Origin of the sequence: Paenibacillus sp. DMB20 (assembly GCF_000987955.1) — a bacterium.
Lineage (GTDB): Bacteria > Bacillota > Bacilli > Paenibacillales > Paenibacillaceae > Paenibacillus_AQ.
Window position 1 is genome coordinate 14,672 of the sequence record NZ_LAZU01000049.1, and the last position, 18,978, is coordinate 33,649.

General features: G+C 53.3%; 10 protein-coding genes and 4 pseudogenes. All 14 read right to left on the minus strand.

All coding sequences use genetic code 11. The features are described 5' to 3' along the window. Positions 1-15 precede the first annotated feature (15 nt). Positions 16-2,683 (minus strand): annotated as a pseudogene (locus tag XI25_RS26960) (valine--tRNA ligase). Between the two features lie 818 nt (positions 2,684-3,501). Next, positions 3,502-4,950, minus strand: a complete 1,449-nt coding sequence (locus tag XI25_RS26965; RefSeq protein WP_046680521.1) for a LysM peptidoglycan-binding domain-containing protein — start codon at positions 4,948-4,950, stop codon at positions 3,502-3,504. A 209-nt stretch (positions 4,951-5,159) separates the two neighbouring features. Beyond that, positions 5,160-6,075 (minus strand): annotated as a pseudogene (locus XI25_RS26970) (RluA family pseudouridine synthase). Continuing rightward, positions 6,072-7,367, minus strand: a complete 1,296-nt coding sequence (hemL, locus tag XI25_RS26975; RefSeq protein ID WP_046681028.1) for a glutamate-1-semialdehyde 2,1-aminomutase — start codon at positions 7,365-7,367, stop codon at positions 6,072-6,074. Before hemL ends, XI25_RS26970 begins: the two are co-directional and overlap by 4 nt. Positions 7,368-7,403: 36 nt before the next feature. Continuing rightward, positions 7,404-8,405, minus strand: coding sequence for a porphobilinogen synthase (gene hemB / locus XI25_RS26980; protein WP_046680484.1), 1,002 nt, complete (start codon positions 8,403-8,405; stop codon positions 7,404-7,406). A gap of 75 nt (positions 8,406-8,480) precedes the next feature. Beyond that, positions 8,481-10,038: pseudogene (gene cobA / locus XI25_RS26985) on the minus strand (uroporphyrinogen-III C-methyltransferase). A 4-nt stretch (positions 10,039-10,042) separates the two neighbouring features. Beyond that, positions 10,043-10,999 carry a hydroxymethylbilane synthase gene (gene hemC / locus XI25_RS26990; protein WP_046680482.1) on the minus strand — a complete coding sequence of 319 codons (957 nt, stop codon included), beginning with the start codon at positions 10,997-10,999 and terminating at the stop codon, positions 10,043-10,045. Between the two features lie 2 nt (positions 11,000-11,001). Beyond that, positions 11,002-11,649: a precorrin-2 dehydrogenase/sirohydrochlorin ferrochelatase family protein gene (locus tag XI25_RS26995; RefSeq protein ID WP_046680481.1), complete on the minus strand. Its 648-nt coding sequence runs from the start codon at positions 11,647-11,649 to the stop codon at positions 11,002-11,004. Between the two features lie 7 nt (positions 11,650-11,656). Further along, positions 11,657-12,481, minus strand: a complete 825-nt coding sequence (ccsA, locus tag XI25_RS27000) for a cytochrome c biogenesis protein CcsA (protein WP_046680480.1) — start codon at positions 12,479-12,481, stop codon at positions 11,657-11,659. A 17-nt stretch (positions 12,482-12,498) separates the two neighbouring features. After that, on the minus strand, positions 12,499-13,905 hold the full coding sequence (gene hemA / locus XI25_RS27005) for a glutamyl-tRNA reductase (protein ID WP_046680479.1): 1,407 nt from the start codon (positions 13,903-13,905) through the stop codon (positions 12,499-12,501). A 353-nt stretch (positions 13,906-14,258) separates the two neighbouring features. Beyond that, positions 14,259-14,657 carry an adenosylmethionine decarboxylase gene (gene speD, locus XI25_RS27010; RefSeq protein WP_046680478.1) on the minus strand — a complete coding sequence of 133 codons (399 nt, stop codon included), beginning with the start codon at positions 14,655-14,657 and terminating at the stop codon, positions 14,259-14,261. A gap of 445 nt (positions 14,658-15,102) precedes the next feature. Continuing rightward, a complete protein-coding gene (locus XI25_RS27020; RefSeq protein ID WP_046680520.1) occupies positions 15,103-15,690 on the minus strand; it encodes a hypothetical protein in 588 nt (195 codons plus the stop codon). A 245-nt stretch (positions 15,691-15,935) separates the two neighbouring features. Beyond that, on the minus strand, positions 15,936-16,577 hold the full coding sequence (yihA, locus tag XI25_RS27025; protein WP_046680477.1) for a ribosome biogenesis GTP-binding protein YihA/YsxC: 642 nt from the start codon (positions 16,575-16,577) through the stop codon (positions 15,936-15,938). 15 nt (positions 16,578-16,592) lie between these two features. After that, a pseudogene (gene lon / locus XI25_RS27030) lies at positions 16,593-18,930 on the minus strand (endopeptidase La). Positions 18,931-18,978 lie beyond the last annotated feature (48 nt).

The following is an 18,978-nucleotide window of genomic DNA, read 5'->3' on the forward strand; positions in this document are numbered from 1 at the left end:
TCAATATTCTAGGGTTTATCCTTTTAACTCTTCAATCCGGGCAATGACTTTGTTCCGTTTATCCGTATAATCGGCCTGCTTGGCTTTCTCTTCCTCGATGACCTTGGCAGGGGCTTTGGCAACAAACCCTTGGTTGCTCAGCTTTTTCTCTACACGTTCAACTTCGCTGTTCAGGTGCTGTAACTCTTTTTCCAGTCGGGCAATCTCCTGGTCAATGTCAATCAGCCCGGCCAGAGGCAGATAAAGCTCGGCTCCCGTCACGATGGCGGTCATCGCTTTCTCCGGCGTTTCCAGTTCAAGCCCTGCCGTATACTCGGAGGTATTGCAGAACCGGCGGATGTAATCCGCGTTCCGTTCCACGATTTTGAGTACCTGCTCGTCGGATGCTTTAAGTTTAAGCTCGATTTTTTTTGCTCATCGGCACATTCACTTCCGCCCGGATATTACGGACTGCACGGATAACGTCCATAAGCATTTCCATTTCGGCTACGGCCTCTTTGTTTTCCAAAGAAGGATCGTAAGCCGGCCAGGAAGCCAGCATGACCGTTTCGCCTTCATGAGGCAAGTGCTGCCAAATTTCCTCGGAGATAAACGGCATGAACGGATGAATCAGGCGCATCGTGCGATCCAGGACGTAGACGAGGACCGACTGGGTATTTTTCTTGGCTGCCTCATCTTCCCCGTAAAGCGCAAGTTTGGCGAACTCGATGTACCAGTCGCACAGGTCATCCCAGATGAAATTGTAGAGCAATCGACCCGTTTCGCCAAATTCATACGCATCAATTAGACGCGTAATATCCCGTGAAGTTTCGTTCAGGCGATGCAGAATCCAGCGATCGGCGGTACCGAGATCACCGGTGATATCGATATCGCTATGTTTAAAGCCCTCCAGATTCATTAACGCAAATCGCGATGCGTTCCAGATTTTATTCGCAAAGTTCCGCGCCTGCTCCACCTTTTCCCAACGGAAACGGAGGTCTTGGCCCGGCGTGCTGCCTGTGGAGATCATATAACGCATGGCGTCCGTACCGTACTTCTCGATAACTTCCAGAGGATCCACGCCGTTCCCGAGCGATTTTGACATTTTCTTGCCGTCGGCATCGCGAACAAGCCCGTGCATGAGCACATCCTTAAACGGTTTTTCGCCCGTAAATTCGAGTGCCGTAAAGATCATCCGCGCTACCCAGAAATAAATAATGTCATATCCCGTAACCAGAACATTCGTCGGGTAGTAGCGTTTAAGATCTTCGGTCTGGTCCGGCCAGCCCAGCGTGGAGAACGGCCACAGCCCCGAGCTGAACCAGGTGTCCAAAACATCCTCGTCCTGCTTGAGGTTCGTGCTTCCGCACTTGGAGCATGCATTCACTTCATTATGGGACACGTGCATTTCTCCGCACTCGCCGCAGTACCAGGCCGGAATGCGATGTCCCCACCAAAGCTGGCGGGAAATGCACCAGTCGCGTACGTTTTCGATCCATTGAAGATACGTTTTCTCGAAACGCTCCGGTACGAAATTGACGCCTTCGCCGGATTTTTGCGCTTCGATCGCTCTTTCCGCGAGGGGCTTCATTTTTACGAACCACTGGGTGGACAAATACGGCTCAACAACGGCGCCGCTCCGTTCGCTGTGACCCACCTGGTGGACATGGTCCTCGATTTTAATCAACACGCCGGATTCTTTCAGATCGTTCACGATCTGCTTCCGGCACTCGCTGCGGTCCAGTCCCTCGTATTTCCCGGCATAGCCGTTCATCGTACCGGTTTCATCCATCACGGTAATTTGCGGCAGGTTATGGCGCAGGCCCATTTCAAAATCGTTAGGGTCATGGGCCGGGGTAATTTTTACGGCGCCGCTGCCGAAGTCCTTCTCGACGTACTCGTCGGCAATAACCGGTATTTCGCGGCCGACGATCGGGAGAACCAGCGTTTTGCCGATCATGTCCTTATACCGTTCATCCTCCGGGTGAACGGCCACGGCCGTATCGCCGAGCATCGTTTCCGGACGGGTGGTGGCTACGGTAATGCTGCCGCTTCCATCCTTAAGCGGATAGCTTAAATGATAAAGGTGGCCCTGGATTTCCTTGTATTCGACTTCGATGTCGGATAATGCCGTGCGGGCGGCCGGATCCCAGTTAATAATATATTTTCCGCGGTAGATCAGGCCCTTTTCGTAAAGCTTGACGAAAACCTCGCGAACCGCCTTGGACAACCCCTCATCCAGCGTAAACCGCTCACGGGAGTAATCCAGGGAAAGTCCCATTTTGGCCCACTGATCCCGGATCGTATTCGCGTATTGTTCTTTCCACTCCCACACTTTCTCCAGGAATTTTTCTCTTCCGAGATCGTAGCGGGTGATGCCCTGCTCGCGCAGTTTCTGCTCCACCTTCGTCTGCGTGGCAATTCCCGCATGGTCGGAGCCCGGCAGCCACAGCGCGTCATAACCCTGCATCCGTTTTACGCGAATCAGGATATCCTGAAGGGTGAAGTCCAGCGTATGTCCGATATGAAGCATGCCGGTGACATTCGGCGGCGGAATGACAATGGTGAAGGGCTCGGCATCGGGACGCTGTCCCGCTTTGAAAAAGCCTCCCTCTTTCCAGTACGAGTACCATTTCTGCTCCGCCGCTTTGGGGTCGTACGTTGTCGGCATTTGAGCCGGGGTCTGGTTTTCCTTGTGTTCCATAATCTCTTACCTCCGTTACTTAGTAAGCATTGCCATACAGAATGGTTTTAGCCGTTTTTAACCGTAAGAACTTTCGTTTGTGGCCGGCAACAAGAAAAAACGTCTATCGACGTACTTTCTCAGAAGACAGACCGCATTTAGCGGGAGTTTTTCTTGCGGTATCAGGAAGGTCCATGCTTCGAAGTTTATGCTTTCTGATATCTAAAGAAAAACGTCTATCGTCGTACCCCAAAGAGGACGGACCGCATGCAGCAGAATAAGTTTCTCTTGCGATACAGGGAAGCAGTCGGAAGATGTTATGCATCCCTATATCATCAAAAAAAGCCCTTCGTCCTCAAAGGACGAAAGGCTTTAGTTCTCTCGCGGTACCACCTTTGTTTCGCAGCGTTTGATCTTTCTCGCCGTTCCGGCTGAACGCCCATCTCAAATCGATCAAGCGATGCGACACTTTATACAGGTAACGGCTGCAGCCGGCATGCTCTAACTTACACCCTAAAAGTACGTGCAAAGCTCAAGCAGGCAACTCCGGGGCGACTTTTCGCAAGCTGGTTCCTGCGGAATCTCTCAGCGCTGCAATTCCGCTCTCTGAAGGCCATCTCTTCCTACTCTTCCCGTTCTTCGTTGTTGGTTGGTAATTTCCTTTATTGTATTCCGCTTTTTCTGTGATGACTATAGACAACTATAACCTTCTTGCTGACCATAGTCAATATTTCGAGCCATAACGCGAAGGAATTGTTGTATTTCCAAAGCAAAAACCGCACATCCTTGATGTGCGGTCATGGATCAACCCTTTAGATGCGCCATGATGAGGGCAATGGTCAGGGGATGTACAATATCTGGCCTTCCTCCACGCTTTGGTCCGACAAACGGTTATAAAGAAGCAGTTCCCGCGGACTAAGCTGGTACCTCTCCGCGATGGCCTCCAGCGTCTCTTCCCGTTGGACAATGCACAGCCTCACCTTGCGGAAAGGGGTATCCTCCTGGCGGCCGCCAAGAAACAGCGATTTCCACTGCACGTCTTCCGCAGCGGCTGGCTCAGCCGTTTCTTCTTTAGGCTCCTCCTCCTCGCGGATGGCGGCTTCCTGCTCTTGAACTGTCCGGCTGGACTGTAAAAGGGAGGAGAATCCCACGCCTCCGGTATTGTTGACGGTGCTGTTTTTGCTCGAAAAAGCAACCTTTAGCTCCGGTTTTGCCAAAGGCTCCTCTTGCAAGGCAGTCTCTTCCGCGGAAACCTCCTCCTGAAGGGCCTCCGCCTCGGCATAGGTCTCTAGCGGTTCGATAACCGATGTCTCCGGTACGGAGGAATGCGCCGGTGCCTCCTCATCCTGACGCTCGGTAGCAATCCCTGGGAAAATGCCGGATTCATGGACAGGCTCTTCATTCTGCGTCTCCGGTGCACGCTCGAAGTTCCATACATTCGGGTTCGACGGTTCCGAACCGCTTTGAGCCTGAACCGTAAAGGGCTCTTCGACCGCATCGGTATCGGCGGGCTGTCCTGCTTGCGCAAACGGGTCCCTATGTAACTCCGTCACGGATTCATATGCGCCGTATGGGGCGGCAGCTTCGACATTATTCCCGTATGCAGCGTTGAATCCGTCTGCAGGCACCGGCTTTTCATCCGGGTATGCCGGATCGGCAGGAGGCTGGAACACGTAACCGGCTGCCTGGACCGTCGCGGAGCCGCTATCGAATGCCTCCTGGTGACCAAAGGCCTGCCCCGTTTCAGCCTGAGGTTCTGCCGTCTGTCGGTCCGCTTCCCGAAAATCGGCATGGTCTTCCGAAGGCATGTCGGGAGCATGTACCACCGTGATTTCCTCATCATTCCATGCTCCGTCCGACGCTTCCTGAACGGCTGCCTGAATTCCTTTTAGGGATAGCACGCCGGTAATGTTCAGGCTTCGCTTTGAGAGAAGATCCACATCAAAGTTTTCGATTTCCACCGCAATGTCCTCAAGCGATGTCACCCGGTTCAGCGGAACGGTGATTTCCACAGGTATCCAATGCTCCAGAGGCTCGGATTCTCCCTCTTCGGTATCGCCTTTATACAGGCCCGCCAAAAGCAGATGACCCCGAAGCGTCGCCTGCTCTTCCTGACTGATAACCTGGATATGCGGGATCAATTCGGCCTCTTCCAGCTCTTCAATTCCCGGCAGATCTTCCGCTAAAATTATTCGTTCGTAAATATCAAACCGCAATCCGTAGGACTGGTCGAACACGGGAATGTCCTCCTTTTTGGCATATACTATCCGCGGCGGGTCCCGCGGCATGAGCCCGTTGTCGTCACTCATTTTATCTATATGCCGAAAATAGGTGAGCATGCCTCTTTTGAGGAACAAGGACCGGATAGCCGATGCGGTTCTTGCCGTTTCGTTCTTCATACATAAAAATATCCCCTTCAAGTTCCACTCGATCCTCATGGGTAACATAAGGTTTTCTCGAGTGTCTGCTTGAAGGGGATAATACCATGGACAACGCCTTATCGAGGAAAAGGCTTGCTTGCCATTTGCTCTTTCAGCCGGATCAGGTCATCCGGCCACGGCGCTTCAATCTCCACCTCTTCCCCCGTAAACGGATGGGCGAAGCAAAGACGCGCTCCGTGCAGCGCCTGGCGGTCAAAGCTAACGGAATACCCTCCATAGAGCGAATCACCCAGAATCGCATGCCCCATGTGGCTCAGATGGACGCGGATCTGATGTGTCCGTCCCGTCTCCAAACTTAGGTACAGAAGACTTGCCTCCCGGTAAACCTCCGCATCGAGTATCCGGGTAACCGCATGCTGGCCGGTCAGGGAAACCCTGCGCCGTTGGGCGTGGTGCCGATCCCTGCCAATCGGCAGATCGATAACCTTCAGGTCGGGCGATACCCGGCCCTGAACCAGCGCCGCGTAGATCCGGACGATCTCTTTTTTTTCTCATCGCCTCGTCCAGCTTGAGCTGGGCATACTCGTTCTTGGCGTAGAGCACGGGCCCTGTCGTATCTTTGTCCAGCCTATGGATATGCCGTACGGCGGCCTCCGTTCCGGATGCCTCATAATACGCAGCGACCGCATGGTTCAGCGTCGTTTCATTACCGCGGTCGTCCGGATGAACCGCCATCCCCGCCGGCTTGTTCACCACCAGGCAGAAGTCATCCTCGTACAGAACATCCAATTCGGCCCATATCGGCTCGATTCCCGCTTCTCTGGAAGGAAAGAGGGACAGCCGCAGCCGATCCCCCCTCCACTGGATTCCTCCGTTATGACGAAGCTTTTTCGCCAGCTTTTCCGGCATGAAAACGGTATCCGTCAGCCACTTGTCCGTGGCTTCGTCCCGATCCGTCAAGCCGGTGAGTGCTTTTCCTGGCGTCAATTCCAGCCATTCGCCCCGCCGGGCCCAGCTTCCCCGGTAGCTCACAGGCTTTTCAAGGCACGGCGGTTGGCTTCGATGGTCGCCTCGATATCCGCCTCAGCATGAGCCGCGGATATGAACATGCCTTCGAACTGGGACGGCGGAACGCTGACGCCTTCCTGAACCATGGCTGCAAAATAGCGGCGGAATAAATCCAGATCGCTCGTCTTCGCCGTGTCAAAATTAACAACCTGCTGATCCGTAAAGAACGGGCAAACCATCGAGCCGACCCGGTTGATGGTTAGCGGAATGCCGAATTCGCGGGCGTTCTGCTCAAGCCCGGCCTGAAGCTGGGCTCCCCGCTCCTCAAGCTGATCGTATATTTCCGGTGTCAGCAGCTTCAATGTAGTATATCCGGCAGCCATAGCCAGAGGGTTGCCGCTGAGCGTGCCCGCCTGATAAATCGGACCGGCAGGGGCAATCTGGTTCATGATTTCCTTCTTTCCGCCGTAGGCGCCCACAGGCAGTCCGCCGCCGATGACTTTTCCGAGGCATGTCAGGTCCGGTTCGATCCCGAAACGTCCCTGGGCACAGTGAAGATCGACCCGGAAACCGGTCATCACCTCATCAAAAATAAGCAGGCTGCCGTAATCGGACGTCACCTTGCGCAGTCCCTCGAGGAAACCCTCCCGGGGCGGAACCACGCCCATATTGCCGGCCACCGGCTCAACAATGACGGCTGCGATCTCTTCGCCAAAGCGCTCGAATGCCAGCTGTACCGATTCAAGGTCATTATATGGAACGGCAATCGTGGTCGTGGCCACCGCTTCGGGAACGCCTGGGCTATCTGGTAGGCCGAGCGTCGCGATGCCCGAACCCGCTTTGATCAGCAAACTGTCCGCATGGCCGTGATAAGACCCTTCGAATTTAATGATTTTGGAACGTCCCGTATAACCGCGGGCGAGCCGGATCGCGCTCATGGTCGCTTCCGTGCCGGAGTTGACCATCCGTACGATTTCCACCGACGGCACCCGTTCGCAAACGAGCTTGGCCATTTCCGTCTCCAAAAGCGTCGGCGCGCCAAAGCTTGTTCCCTTCATCGCCGTCTCGCGAAGCGCCTCCACCACCTCGGGATGCGCATGACCCATAATCAGCGGCCCCCAAGATCCCACGTAGTCGATAAAAGAATTCCCGTCAATATCGTACACGCGGCAGCCTTCTCCCCGATCCATGTAAATCGGGGTCAGGCCTACCGATTTGAACGCCCGGACCGGGCTGTTCACGCCACCCGGGATATACTGCTTCGCCTCTTCAAAGGCCGTACGCGAAGCTTCCTCTTTTCGTTTACCTTGGCTCATTCTCGCCACTCCTATCTGTCCGATGACATAACTATCTTAACGGTTCCGTATCCAGCCCGCCGCATCCTTGGAAAAATACGTGATGATGATATCGGCTCCGGCACGTTTCATGCCCGTGAGCATTTCCATAACGATCGCTTTCTCGTCAATCCATCCGCGCTCGGCCGCAGCCTTGATCATGGAATATTCGCCGCTGACGTTATAAGCGACCAACGGCAGATCAAATTGGTCGCGAAGCAGCCGGACGATGTCGAGATAGGCAAGAGCCGGCTTCACCATCAGCATATCGGCTCCCTCAAGCACGTCGCTCTCGGCTTCGCGGAGCGCCTCCCGCATATTGGCCGGGTCCATCTGATAGGTCTTGCGGTCCCCGAACTGGGGAGCGGAGTCGGCCGCATCGCGGAAGGGCCCGTAAAATGCGGAGGCATATTTGACCGAGTAGGACATGATCGGAATATGCTGGAAGCCGGCTTCATCCAGAGCCTTGCGTATCGCCTGTACAAAACCGTCCATCATGTTGGAAGGAGCGATAATGTCGGCTCCCGCTCTCGCTTGCGATACCGCCGTCCGGGCAAGCAGTTCCAGGGACTCATCGTTGATGACGTCCCCATGGACGTGTCCGTCCCGCTCGAAGGTATGTACCATGCCGCAATGGCCGTGGTCCGTAAACTCGCAAAGGCATGTATCCGCGATGACGAGCAGGTCCGGATGCCACTCTTTAATCAGGCGCGTTGCTTCCTGAACGATTCCGTCATCGGCAAAGCCCGATGTCCCGACGCTGTCCTTCGTTTCCGGAATACCGAACAGCAGCACGGCCGGAATGCCCAGCGCAGCGATTTCGTCCACTTCCGCCTTCAGCGTATCCAATGAGAAATGATACACGCCGGGCATCGAAGTAATTTCATTCTTTATTCCGCTTCCATACGTTACGAATATCGGTTGTACCAAATCCTCCACGTTCAACACGGTTTCGCGAACCATGCTGCGGATGCCCGCGCTTTGGCGCAGACGCCGGTGGCGCACAATCGGAAAGCCCATTTTATTCCCTCCAAGTTTAAATAATTGTCGTTCATTCCCTAGATGCATATCTATGAATGCTCAAAATATATTCAATCAGTCGCGGTGCCGCCTCGGCTCATCCTTATTCCACTCGCACAGAGCCTCCACCAGACTGTCGATCGTCGCTTCCTTGGCCATCATGGAAACGTGAAGGCCGGCTTTTCTGGCCGTGTCGGCAGTCAGCGGTCCGATACAGGCAACCGCGGAATCCCGCAGAAGTTCTGCCGGCGGGGTCTTTCCCATCTTTTCCAATATGCGAAGAAGGTTAGTAACCGTGGACGAGCTCGTGAACGTAACCGCATGGATTCCGCCTTCCTCGAAGAGCTTCATTAATTCGTCGTCGTCTTCTCCGGCCAGTACCGTTTCATAAGTTTTGATATCGGTTACCCCAAGACCCATTTCTTTCAACTGCCGAGGCAGCCAATCCCTTGCGAGATCCCCCCGCGGCAGAAGAACCTGCTGGCCTGGCTTCATCTGTTCGCCGTACGCGTCGACAAGCCCCTCAGCCTGGTATCGTTCCTTCAGAACTTCCGCGGCGATACCGCGTTCGCGCAAAGCAGCCCCCGTCGCCGGTCCGACCGCCGCGATTCTTGCACGTGCCAGTGACCGGATATCTTTGCCTGCCTCGCTCAAGTGACGGAAGAAATACTCCACTCCGTTCACGCTCGTAAAAAAAGACCCAATCATAAGAGACCAGCCGATCCAACGCTTGTCGGATATCCGACAAAGCCTTTTCCGACGTTGGCATCACCGTTTCGATGACCGGAAATTCATAAGGCTCGCCGCCCAACTCCTCGATGCGGCCGACAAGCTCGCTGGCCTGGCTCCGGGACCGTGTCACAAGAATTCTTTTGCCGAAAAGCGGCAACTGCTCAGCCCACTTCAAGTGCTCCCGCTGCAGGACAACCTCCCCGACAACGATCACGGCGGGAGGCTGAAAATTGGCGGTTTTCACTTTTTGCTCGATGTTCTCGAGCGTGCCGGTAATCGTATCCTGTTCCGCGCGCGTGCCCCAGCGTACAAGGGCTACGGGCGTTTCCGGCGGTCTTCCGTGAGCCATCAGCTGGCGGCTGATATACCCGATTTTGGCAACTCCCATCATAAAAATAAGGGTCCCTGTCGCGTTGGTCACTTTGTCCCACTGGATCATGCGGTCCAGCTTGTCGGGGCTCTCGTGCCCTGTAATGATCGACAGTGAAGAGGCAAGATCCCGGTGTGTCACCGGTATCCCGGCATACGCGGGAACGCTGATCGAAGATGTGATTCCCGGGACAATCTCAAAAGGTATCCCGTTTCGGTACAGCAGTTCCGCTTCTTCCCCCACCCTTCCGAAAATGGTGGGATCGCCGCCCTTCAGCCGGACGACCTTTTTTCCTTCGAGCGCCAGATCGACCAGCAGCTGATTGATCTCCTCCTGCTTCATCGTGTGCCTGTCCGGAAGCTTGCCGACATAAATCTTCTCGGCTCCCGGCTTCAGCCACTTCAGAAAACGGGGAGACGCCAGCCGGTCATAAACCACGGCATCGGCTTTTTCCAGGCATTCCTTCCCTTTTATCGTGATCAGCCGCGCGTCCCCGGGACCCGCTCCGACCAAATAAACCTTGCCTGCCATCCGATCATCCCCTAACTTGTGCCAAAATCTCTTCTGCTCCCATAGCTTTCAGCTGTTCGGCAACCTGGATGCCGAGCCTGTCGGGATCCATTCCCTCCGCTGATTTTTTCAGTATCCGATCTCCATCGGGGGAACCTACCATTCCCGTCAATCGTATAATTTTTTGCCCTTCATGGGAATGACCTGTCGGCGCTTCCGCAAGGACGGCATAAGCTCCGATCGGAACCTGGCAGCCGCCGTTCAGCTCGTTCAGATACTTGCGTTCTGCGGCGACCGTCCGTGCCGTATCTTCATCATTGTATAAGGAGAGAAGGCGAAGAAGCTCCGCATCGTTCTCGCGGCATTCAATGCCGAGAGCCCCTTGTCCGACGGCAGGAAGGCATGTCTCTACGGGCAAATACGAAGTAATGCGATCTTCCCATCCCATCCGCTGCAGTCCGGCTGCCGCCAGAATAATCGCTTGATATTCCCCGCTCTCCAACTTGCGGAGCCGCGAATCGATGTTTCCCCGAATCCACTCCACCGTAAGATCCGGCCGGTAAGCCTTCAACTGGCTGGAACGGCGCAGGCTGCTGGTGCCTACCTTGGCGCCTTGAGGCAGCTTGTCCAGGCTGTCCGCTTCCATGGAAATCAAACAGTCGCGGGGATCCTTGCGGCGCGGAACCGCGCCGGTTGTCAGCCCTTCAGGCAAGAACGAGGGCATGTCCTTCATGCTGTGAACGGCCATATCGATTTCGCCGTCGATCATCGCCTGCTCGATTTCCTTGACGAACAAGCCTTTACCGCCCACTTTGGACAAGGTCACGTCAAGAATGCGGTCGCCTTTCGTTACTATTTTTTTAACCTCAAACCGATAGTCGAACCCGTTCTCTTTTGCAAGCCGCGTCAAATCATCGATGACCTGCCCGGTCTGGGTAAGCGCCAGCGCGCTTTGTCTGCTGCCAACTACAATGGTACGCATCGTTACTCCTCCTGATTGTGAGTGATCCACTGATCGATCTGTTCCGGACTCCACGGGATAAAGTCCCCCCGCCGTATGTCCTGTAGTATATCGATTTCAACTATTTTTCGCAAAAGCTTCCGCCGGGCGGTCTGGGACCGGACTTTCTCTTTAACGGCAACGCGCAGTTCATGCAAAAAATCCAGGTACATTTCAAATTCGTCGCCCAATTCTTCCTCCAGCCTGCGGCAAAGGTTTACGGCGGCAGCCGGCCCCGCCCCCGCCGTCGATACGGCGACGGTAAGCCGGCCCCGTCTCAGGACGGCAGGACTGATGAAATCGCCGGATTCCCCGTCGCTCGCCACATTAACCATAATGCCCAGCCTTCGGGCTTCAGCCGCCACCTTCCCGTTCACTTCGGGAGGAAAGGAAGCCGCGTACACCAAAAAAGCCCCTTCGAGGTCTCCCTCTCTATATTCCCTGCAAGTCCAGCGCACAACCCCTTCTTCCGCCAAGGATATCAGTCTCCCGCTCAGATTCGGACTAATGATATGTACAGCGGCCCCGGCTTCAATCAGCGTCTCCGCTTTACGCTCCGCTACCGGGCCTCCGCCGATGATCAGGCAGCTCTTCCCCTCGCAGTTCAGCATGACCGGAACATATTGAACCATAAGCGTTTCACACCCCCGACCAGCTGTGAAACTCGGACCAAGCGTTCAAGAAGAAATTCAGCACGATGAACGCCAGGCCGATCAGCGCCCATCTTGCGGTTTCCAGGCCGGAACGGCGCTGAATCCGTCGTCTCACAAAATAATTGACATATATGCCCAGAGCAACGCTCGTGGACAGCACTTTCAGATCCGCCAGCAGCGTCCACCGGCCTTCCGTAGCCACCGAAAATATGGCCAACCCGAGGGACAATACGAGGACCGGCGTTCCGATCAAAAGAGCATTGTACGAATATTTATCGAGTATTTCCAAACTCGGCAGCCTGCGGATCACGTCATTCCATTTTTTGTGTTTCAGTTTGCTGTGCAAAAACAAGTACATTCCTGCAAAAACCGCCCCCACGGTCAAGGCCGTTAAGCTTACGCTGGCAAGCGCGATATGGAAAACGAGCAGCCCTTTTACGGGATCCCAAGCTTCAAGCGGGTTATAACCCGTCGTCAGCAGCAGGCGGTTCAGCACGGTGACGCAAAAACCGACCACGCTTAAGAGCAGGGCGGCAAATTCCGCACGCTTCACGAAGGTGATGGCTATGGAAGTTAACGTCACGCCGAACGAACACAACAGAAGGAAATCGAATGAGGTAAACACCGGCAGCATGCCCGTTTCGATGACGCGCTGCAGGACGGCCACGAGCTGAAACAGGGCAGCAACGACAAGAAGCCCTGTGCCTATCCGCTTTGCTGCCCGATTGCGGGATACGCAATCCGAGATATAAAACAGAAGGCTCAGGGCATAAATACAAATGCCGATATCATAGATTAGGTTTAGCGACATGGTTTCGTCACCCGCCCTTAGAGAGCGGCTGGGGCAAGGGACATCTGAACCGTTTTCCGCTCGGCCGGTTGTTCCGCGGATTTAACGGGAGTTTCAACCTCCATTGTGGAAACGTTGTTCAGAGCCTTGCTTTCCGCTCCTTGCTCATTCTCTTCGATCAAGCTTTCCAGGGCAAAAATCTGGGTGAAATAGTCCAGCGCCTCCGCAGCCTGCTTGCCCCCCGTCATCTCCTTGATCCGGTTGATCGGATCATGCATCATCTGGTTGACGATGCTTTTCGTCAAACGGCGGATCACTTTGCGCTGCCGCTCATCCAGTTCAGGCAGCTTGTTGAACAGACTCTCCAGCGTTTCCTCATGAATGCTGTTCGATTTGTCCTGAAGCGCCCGGATGGCCGGTCTGACCCCCAACGTCTTCAACCACTGGTGGAAAGCCTCCATTTCCTCCTGAATCATCGTTTCGATCTTTGCCGCTTCCGCACGGCGCATTTCGAGATTGCTTTCCACGATGCCTTCCAGGTCATCGATATCATACAGGAAGACGTTCTGCACGTCGCCGACGTCAGGATCAATATCCCGCGGAACGGCAATGTCGATCATAAAGAGCGGACGGGCTTGCCGCTTCTTCATGGTTTCGTTCACCAACATCGGTCGGATCACATAGTCATTCGCTCCCGTCGAGCTGATGACGATGTCGACCTCGTGCAGGCGTTCCGTTGCCTCCTCCATGCCGAGCGGCGTACCTTTAAACTTCAGGGCAAGCTCTTCAGCGCGGGCCAGCGTCCGGTTAGCCACAAACACCTCGGCTGCCCCGTTTGCGTACAAATGCTTCACGGTCAGCTCGCTCATTTTTCCCGCGCCCAGGATAAGCACCTTTTTATCGTGGAACGTCCCGAAAATGCGTTTGCCCAGCTCAACCGCCGCATAGCTGACCGAAACGGCGCTTTCTCCGATGGAAGTTTCGGAGTGCGCACGTTTCCCCAGCGTCACTGCTTGCTTGAAAAGCATGTTAAACCAGGTTCCCGTCGCCTTTTCCTTCTGTGATTTCAAGAAGGCATTGCGCACCTGGCCCAAGATCTGGGTTTCCCCGATGACCATGGAATCCAGCCCGCAGCTCACCTTAAACAGATGGGAAATCGCCTGCTCGTCTTCATATATATATAGATGCTTCGTAAATTCTTCACGTTTAATGCCAAACCACTGCTCCATAAAGCTGCGGATAAAATAGCCGCACATGGAAAGACGGTCGACCACGACATATATCTCGGTACGGTTGCAGGTAGCAACAATGACGCCCTCCAATACGCTCTTGGTCGACTTCAGCTGTTTCAACGCCTCGGGCAAATCTTGCTCCGCGAATGTAAAGCGTTCTCTGACTTCCACAGGCGCCGTGCGATAGTTCAACCCAACAACGACGATGTGCATTGCATGTTCACCTGCCTAATGGTTATTAAAGCATTGCTCTATCTGCATTTAAGGTCCCAAAAATTGTCCTTTATGATATACGCTTTCTTTTGACCATGATAATTATATCACAGGATGTCGAAAACCCTTGTCTATTTTATGAAATGTTTATGAAATCCCCATCTTTTTAATCTTTCCATCACTTAAAAACCCTTGTCTGGCCGCTCTTATTATTGTGGTATGTTTTAGGTGCAGATATACGCCGACGTCAAGTTAGCAGCCTGATCAAAAGCGATTGGTTCGAACAGCCCTTAAAAACAAATAACCATGGAAAAGGTCCATGGTTATCAATATACACTTTTTTAGATGCTTGGTTACACCAGTTCAGCCTGCTTCATCTCAGGCGTTTCGACAGTCAGTTCGCCCAAACCTCGCACGAGCTTTTTCGCATAGCATTTTTCAGGTTTCAAAACGGATACCAGGTAATCAATAGCCAATTGCGGATCCACCGTCTCCCCGCAGGTATAACAGTCAATCGCAGCAAAACCTCTCTCAGGGTAAGTATGAATAGAGAGATGGCTTTCCGACAGCAGTACAAGAACCGTAGCGCCTTGCGGCTCAAATTGCTTGGACTGGACGGACATTACCGTTGCTCCGCAGGCTTCAGCGGCTTCCACCATCTGAGCTTGCAAATATTCAGCATTGTTCAGTAGTTCAAAGTCGACTCCCCAAGTATCAACAGCAACGTGTCTTCCGAAAGTTGAGTATTCCATCTTTCGGTTTCCCCCTTCCTAGGAATAAAATGTTTGAAAAATTTCATCCGCTAGGACCTACGTCATTCACTTCCCGAGGGAATAATCTCTCGCAACATTACATGTCCTGAGTGAATCCTGGTTCCTATATTCTTTTCAACGAGATTAAAAATAACATCTATGAGGGCGAAATGCAATACATTTTTGAAAATTGTGGCGATAAATATTTTACAGATCAGCATATGAGGCAAATCAACCGATGGATCATGGAAGACAAGCCGCATTTACCCGCTCTTTATCATTTATTTCCAATGTCGGATTTACTAAACCGAAAATGCTCCGCATCTAAAAAAAACGACGGCGTTTCTGCAAGGCATGAAGCCAACCATGAATGAAATTTATGCTTGGCTTATGATGAAAAAAAGCCTTCCGGCATACCGGAAGGCTTTCGTTAATTTCGAGCTTCTCAGGCTTCTAAAACGAACAGGCGCTGATTGTAGTGCCGCAACCGTTCGTCAATACGCTCAATGCTTAAGGCCGATGATGCCGCCAAGCGTTGATCCAGGAGATCGTTAATGTTCCGCTGAATCGCCTCGATCTCTTTCTCTGTCACATTGCTTTCGAATAGACGCTGCAGTTCTCCGACCGTATTCTTGTACTCATAGATCAGACTGCTGGCATCGTCCGTCAACTGGGCAATCCGCTGTACCGTGCCGTCTTGATAGTCATAGCTCATGGTGAAACCGCGATAGATCCGGTTGACCCTGCCCGACCCTTTGCTTGCGGCAAAAAGATTCCGCACCGCATTGGTCAAAGAAGGGGTTACCAGCCGGCACGACAACTCACAGACATACAGGCCATCTTTGCGTTCGAAGGGCAAATGAACTTCTTCCCCGCTTTCGCCTTCGAGCACGATCTCCTGCCCTCCGCCATCCATTACCTTCACACGGAAATTGATCGGGGAGGCAATGCTGCTCTGAAGAAATTGATTCATTTGAACGTCCGTCATTTGCATGGTGGCTTTAATATACTCTGTGGCTATCCGATGAGCCATAAAAATCTCCTCAATTCTTTTAACAATCCTTACGTTAATTATAACGCAGGCATCAAAGGTTTTTCTTGTCATCGGATTGAGATTATTCAGCAAATTTCATAAAAAAAACGGATTAAGACGGATTCTCCGTGAAAAATCCTCTGGGATTCTCGCTTTCATACGGAAAATACACCGTATCCCTACGGTATCGGATAAAAAGTTTAAGGCACGGGAAAAATCGAGGTCTAGGCTAACCGCCAGTCCATTTAGTCGGATAAAGAGCCGCCATCCCCATTGATTTCGCCTTCATCCTCATCGGGGGCACGATCTGCGTAAGACTGAATAATGCTCCATAATTCATCTTTACCCAGACCGCTTTCCGACGAAAACATGACCATGGAATGCTGCGGCTGAAAACCCAGGGTTTCCTTGACCATTTTGATGTGTTTTTGCCAGCGGCTCCGGGGGATTTTGTCCGCTTTCGTAGCCACTACGCAGACAGGCCGGTTATAATACTGCAGCCAGTCGTACATATTGACGTCGTCTTTCGACGGCGGATGCCGCAAATCAACGACCAGCAGGACCAGCTTTAGGGCATCCCGTTCAAGCAAGTATTTTTCGATCATGGTTCCCCAGGCTGCCCGCTGGGTTTTGGATACCTTTGCATAACCATATCCGGGGAAATCCACGAAATAAAGCCCGTCATTGATACGGTAATAGTTCAAATGCTGCGTTTTGCCCGGCGTCGAGCTTGTCCTCGCCAGGTTTTTTCGGGAAATCATGCGGTTGATCAGCGACGATTTGCCCACATTGGAACGCCCTGCCAGAGCAATCTCCGGCAAGGCGTCATCAGGATATTGAGCGGGACCTACGGCACTGATCACAAATTCAGCTTTGGTTACTTTCATGGTTGCAATTCCTCTCTAGTGCAATCCCGCCGGCTCCACAAGAGCATGCTGGAGCACCTGATCCATATGGGATACCGGTATAAATTCAACATCGTTCTTTACGCTGTCGGGGATGTCGCGCAAATCCCGTTCGTTGTCTTTCGGGAGCAGAATTTTTTTTGTAGCCTGCCCGGTGAGCGGCCAGGGACTTCTCTTTCAGGCCGCCGATCGGCAGCACCCGTCCCCGAAGCGTAATTTCGCCGGTCATCGCGACGTCGCGGGCAACATGCCGTTTGGTCAGGGCGGATATAAGGGCTGTGGCCATCGTAATGCCGGCGGAAGGCCCGTCTTTCGGGATCGCCCCCTCCGGTATGTGAATGTGGACGTCAAGCTTCTCATGGAAGTCCGGTTCAATCCCAAACTCCGCCGCTTTGGATCGCGTATAACTAAACGCAGCCTGAGCGGACTCCTTCATGACATCGCCAAGTTTGCCCGTGAGCGTCAGTTTGCCTTTTCCCGGTACAACGGTGACCTCGATGGTAAGCGTATCTCCGCCGACCTCGGTCCACGCCAAGCCGGTGACGCTTCCCACCTGATCCTCCAGCTCGGCCATGCCGTAACGGAACTTCGGCGCGCCCAAATATTCCTTAATATCGTCTTCGCCGATCGCGATGACTTCGGATGCGTCGGTAACGATTTTCTTCGCCGTTTTCCGGCAAAGGGCGGCAATCTGCTGCTCCAGATTACGAACCCCGGATTCCCGGGTATATTCCCGGATCACTTTCAAAAGAGCCTTCTCATCCAGCTGAAGCTGTTCAGACTCAAGGCCGTGCTCTCGCTTCTGCTTCGGCAGCAGATAGCGCGAAGCGATCTGAAGCTTCTCAAGCTCGGTATAGCCCGGGATATTCAGAACTTCCATCCGGTCGAGCAACGGACGCGGAATGTTATGCAGCACATTGGCCGTCGTTACGAACATGACTTTGGACAGATCAAACGGAATTTCGATAAAGTGATCGCTAAAGGTGTTGTTTTGTTCCGGATCGAGCACTTCCAGCAGCGCCGATGCCGGGTCACCCCGGAAGTCCGCTGCCATTTTGTCGATTTCGTCCAGAAGGAACACCGGGTTTTTGGATCCGGCGGTTTTCATCCCCTGGATGATCCGGCCCGGCATTGCGCCGACATAGGTCCGGCGGTGGCCGCGGATTTCGGCCTCGTCGCGAACGCCGCCCAAAGATATACGGACAAACTTGCGTTCCAGCGAACGGGCAATGGAACGGGCAAGGGAGGTTTTACCGACACCGGGAGGACCGACAAGACACAGGATCGGCCCTTTCAGCTTCTTGACGAGCTTCTGAACGGCCAGATATTCAAGCACCCGCTCCTTCGGCTTCTCAAGGCCGTAGTGATCCTCATCCAGAATCTGCTCCGCCTTCTTGATATCCAGATCATCCTCGGTCAGCGTATTCCATGGCAGCGCAAGCAGCCAGTCGACGTAGTTCCGGATGACACCGCCTTCGGCGGAACTGGACGGCATTTTTTCAAGACGGTCGATTTCTTTCTCGATTTTCTCCTGCACGCGTTCCGGAAGCTCCAGTTCCTTCAGCTGGCTTCGCAGCTCTTCCACTTCGCCCGCGCGGCCTTCCTTCTCTCCAAGCTCTTTCTGGATCGCCTTCATCTGCTCGCGAAGATAGTATTCCTTCTGGGTTTTCTCCATCTGCTTCTTGACGCGCTGATTGATTTTGCGTTCCAATTCAAGCACTTCACGCTCATTGTTCAGGATGTCCAGCAGCTTCTCCAGACGCTTGCGCACGTCGATCGTTTCGAGAATTTCCTGCTTATCCTTTATTTTAAGCGACAGATGGCTGGTAATAACGTCCGCAAGACGGCCCGGCTCTTCGATATCGGAAACCGCGGCCAGAGTTTCGGGCGTCACTTTTTTGGACAAATTGATGTAATTCTCAAATTGCCCCAGCACCGTCCTCATCAGGGCGGCCACTTCGGAATCGTTATTCTCCTCCTCGGGAAGCTCACAAGCAAGGACTTCGTAATAGTCCTCGTTATCGGTATATTGAATAATCTCCGCCCGTTCCATACCTTCCACTAACACGCGTATGGTACCGTTCGGAAGCTTGAGCATTTGTCTTACATTCGCTACCGTACCGATCCGAAAAATATCCTCTTGCGTCGGCTCTTCAATGTTCACTTCCGATTGAGAACAAAGGAGAATCAAATTGTCTTCAACCATAGCTTTTTCTAATGCCTTAACCGATTTCTCCCGCCCCACGTCCAGATGCAGCACCATGCTTGGGTAGACGAGAAGTCCTCTTAAAGGCAGCAAAGGAAAACGACGACCTTTGTTTTTATTGGGTCCCATCGCTTTCACACCTCCAATGGCTCTCAATGTTGACACTATTCCTATTTT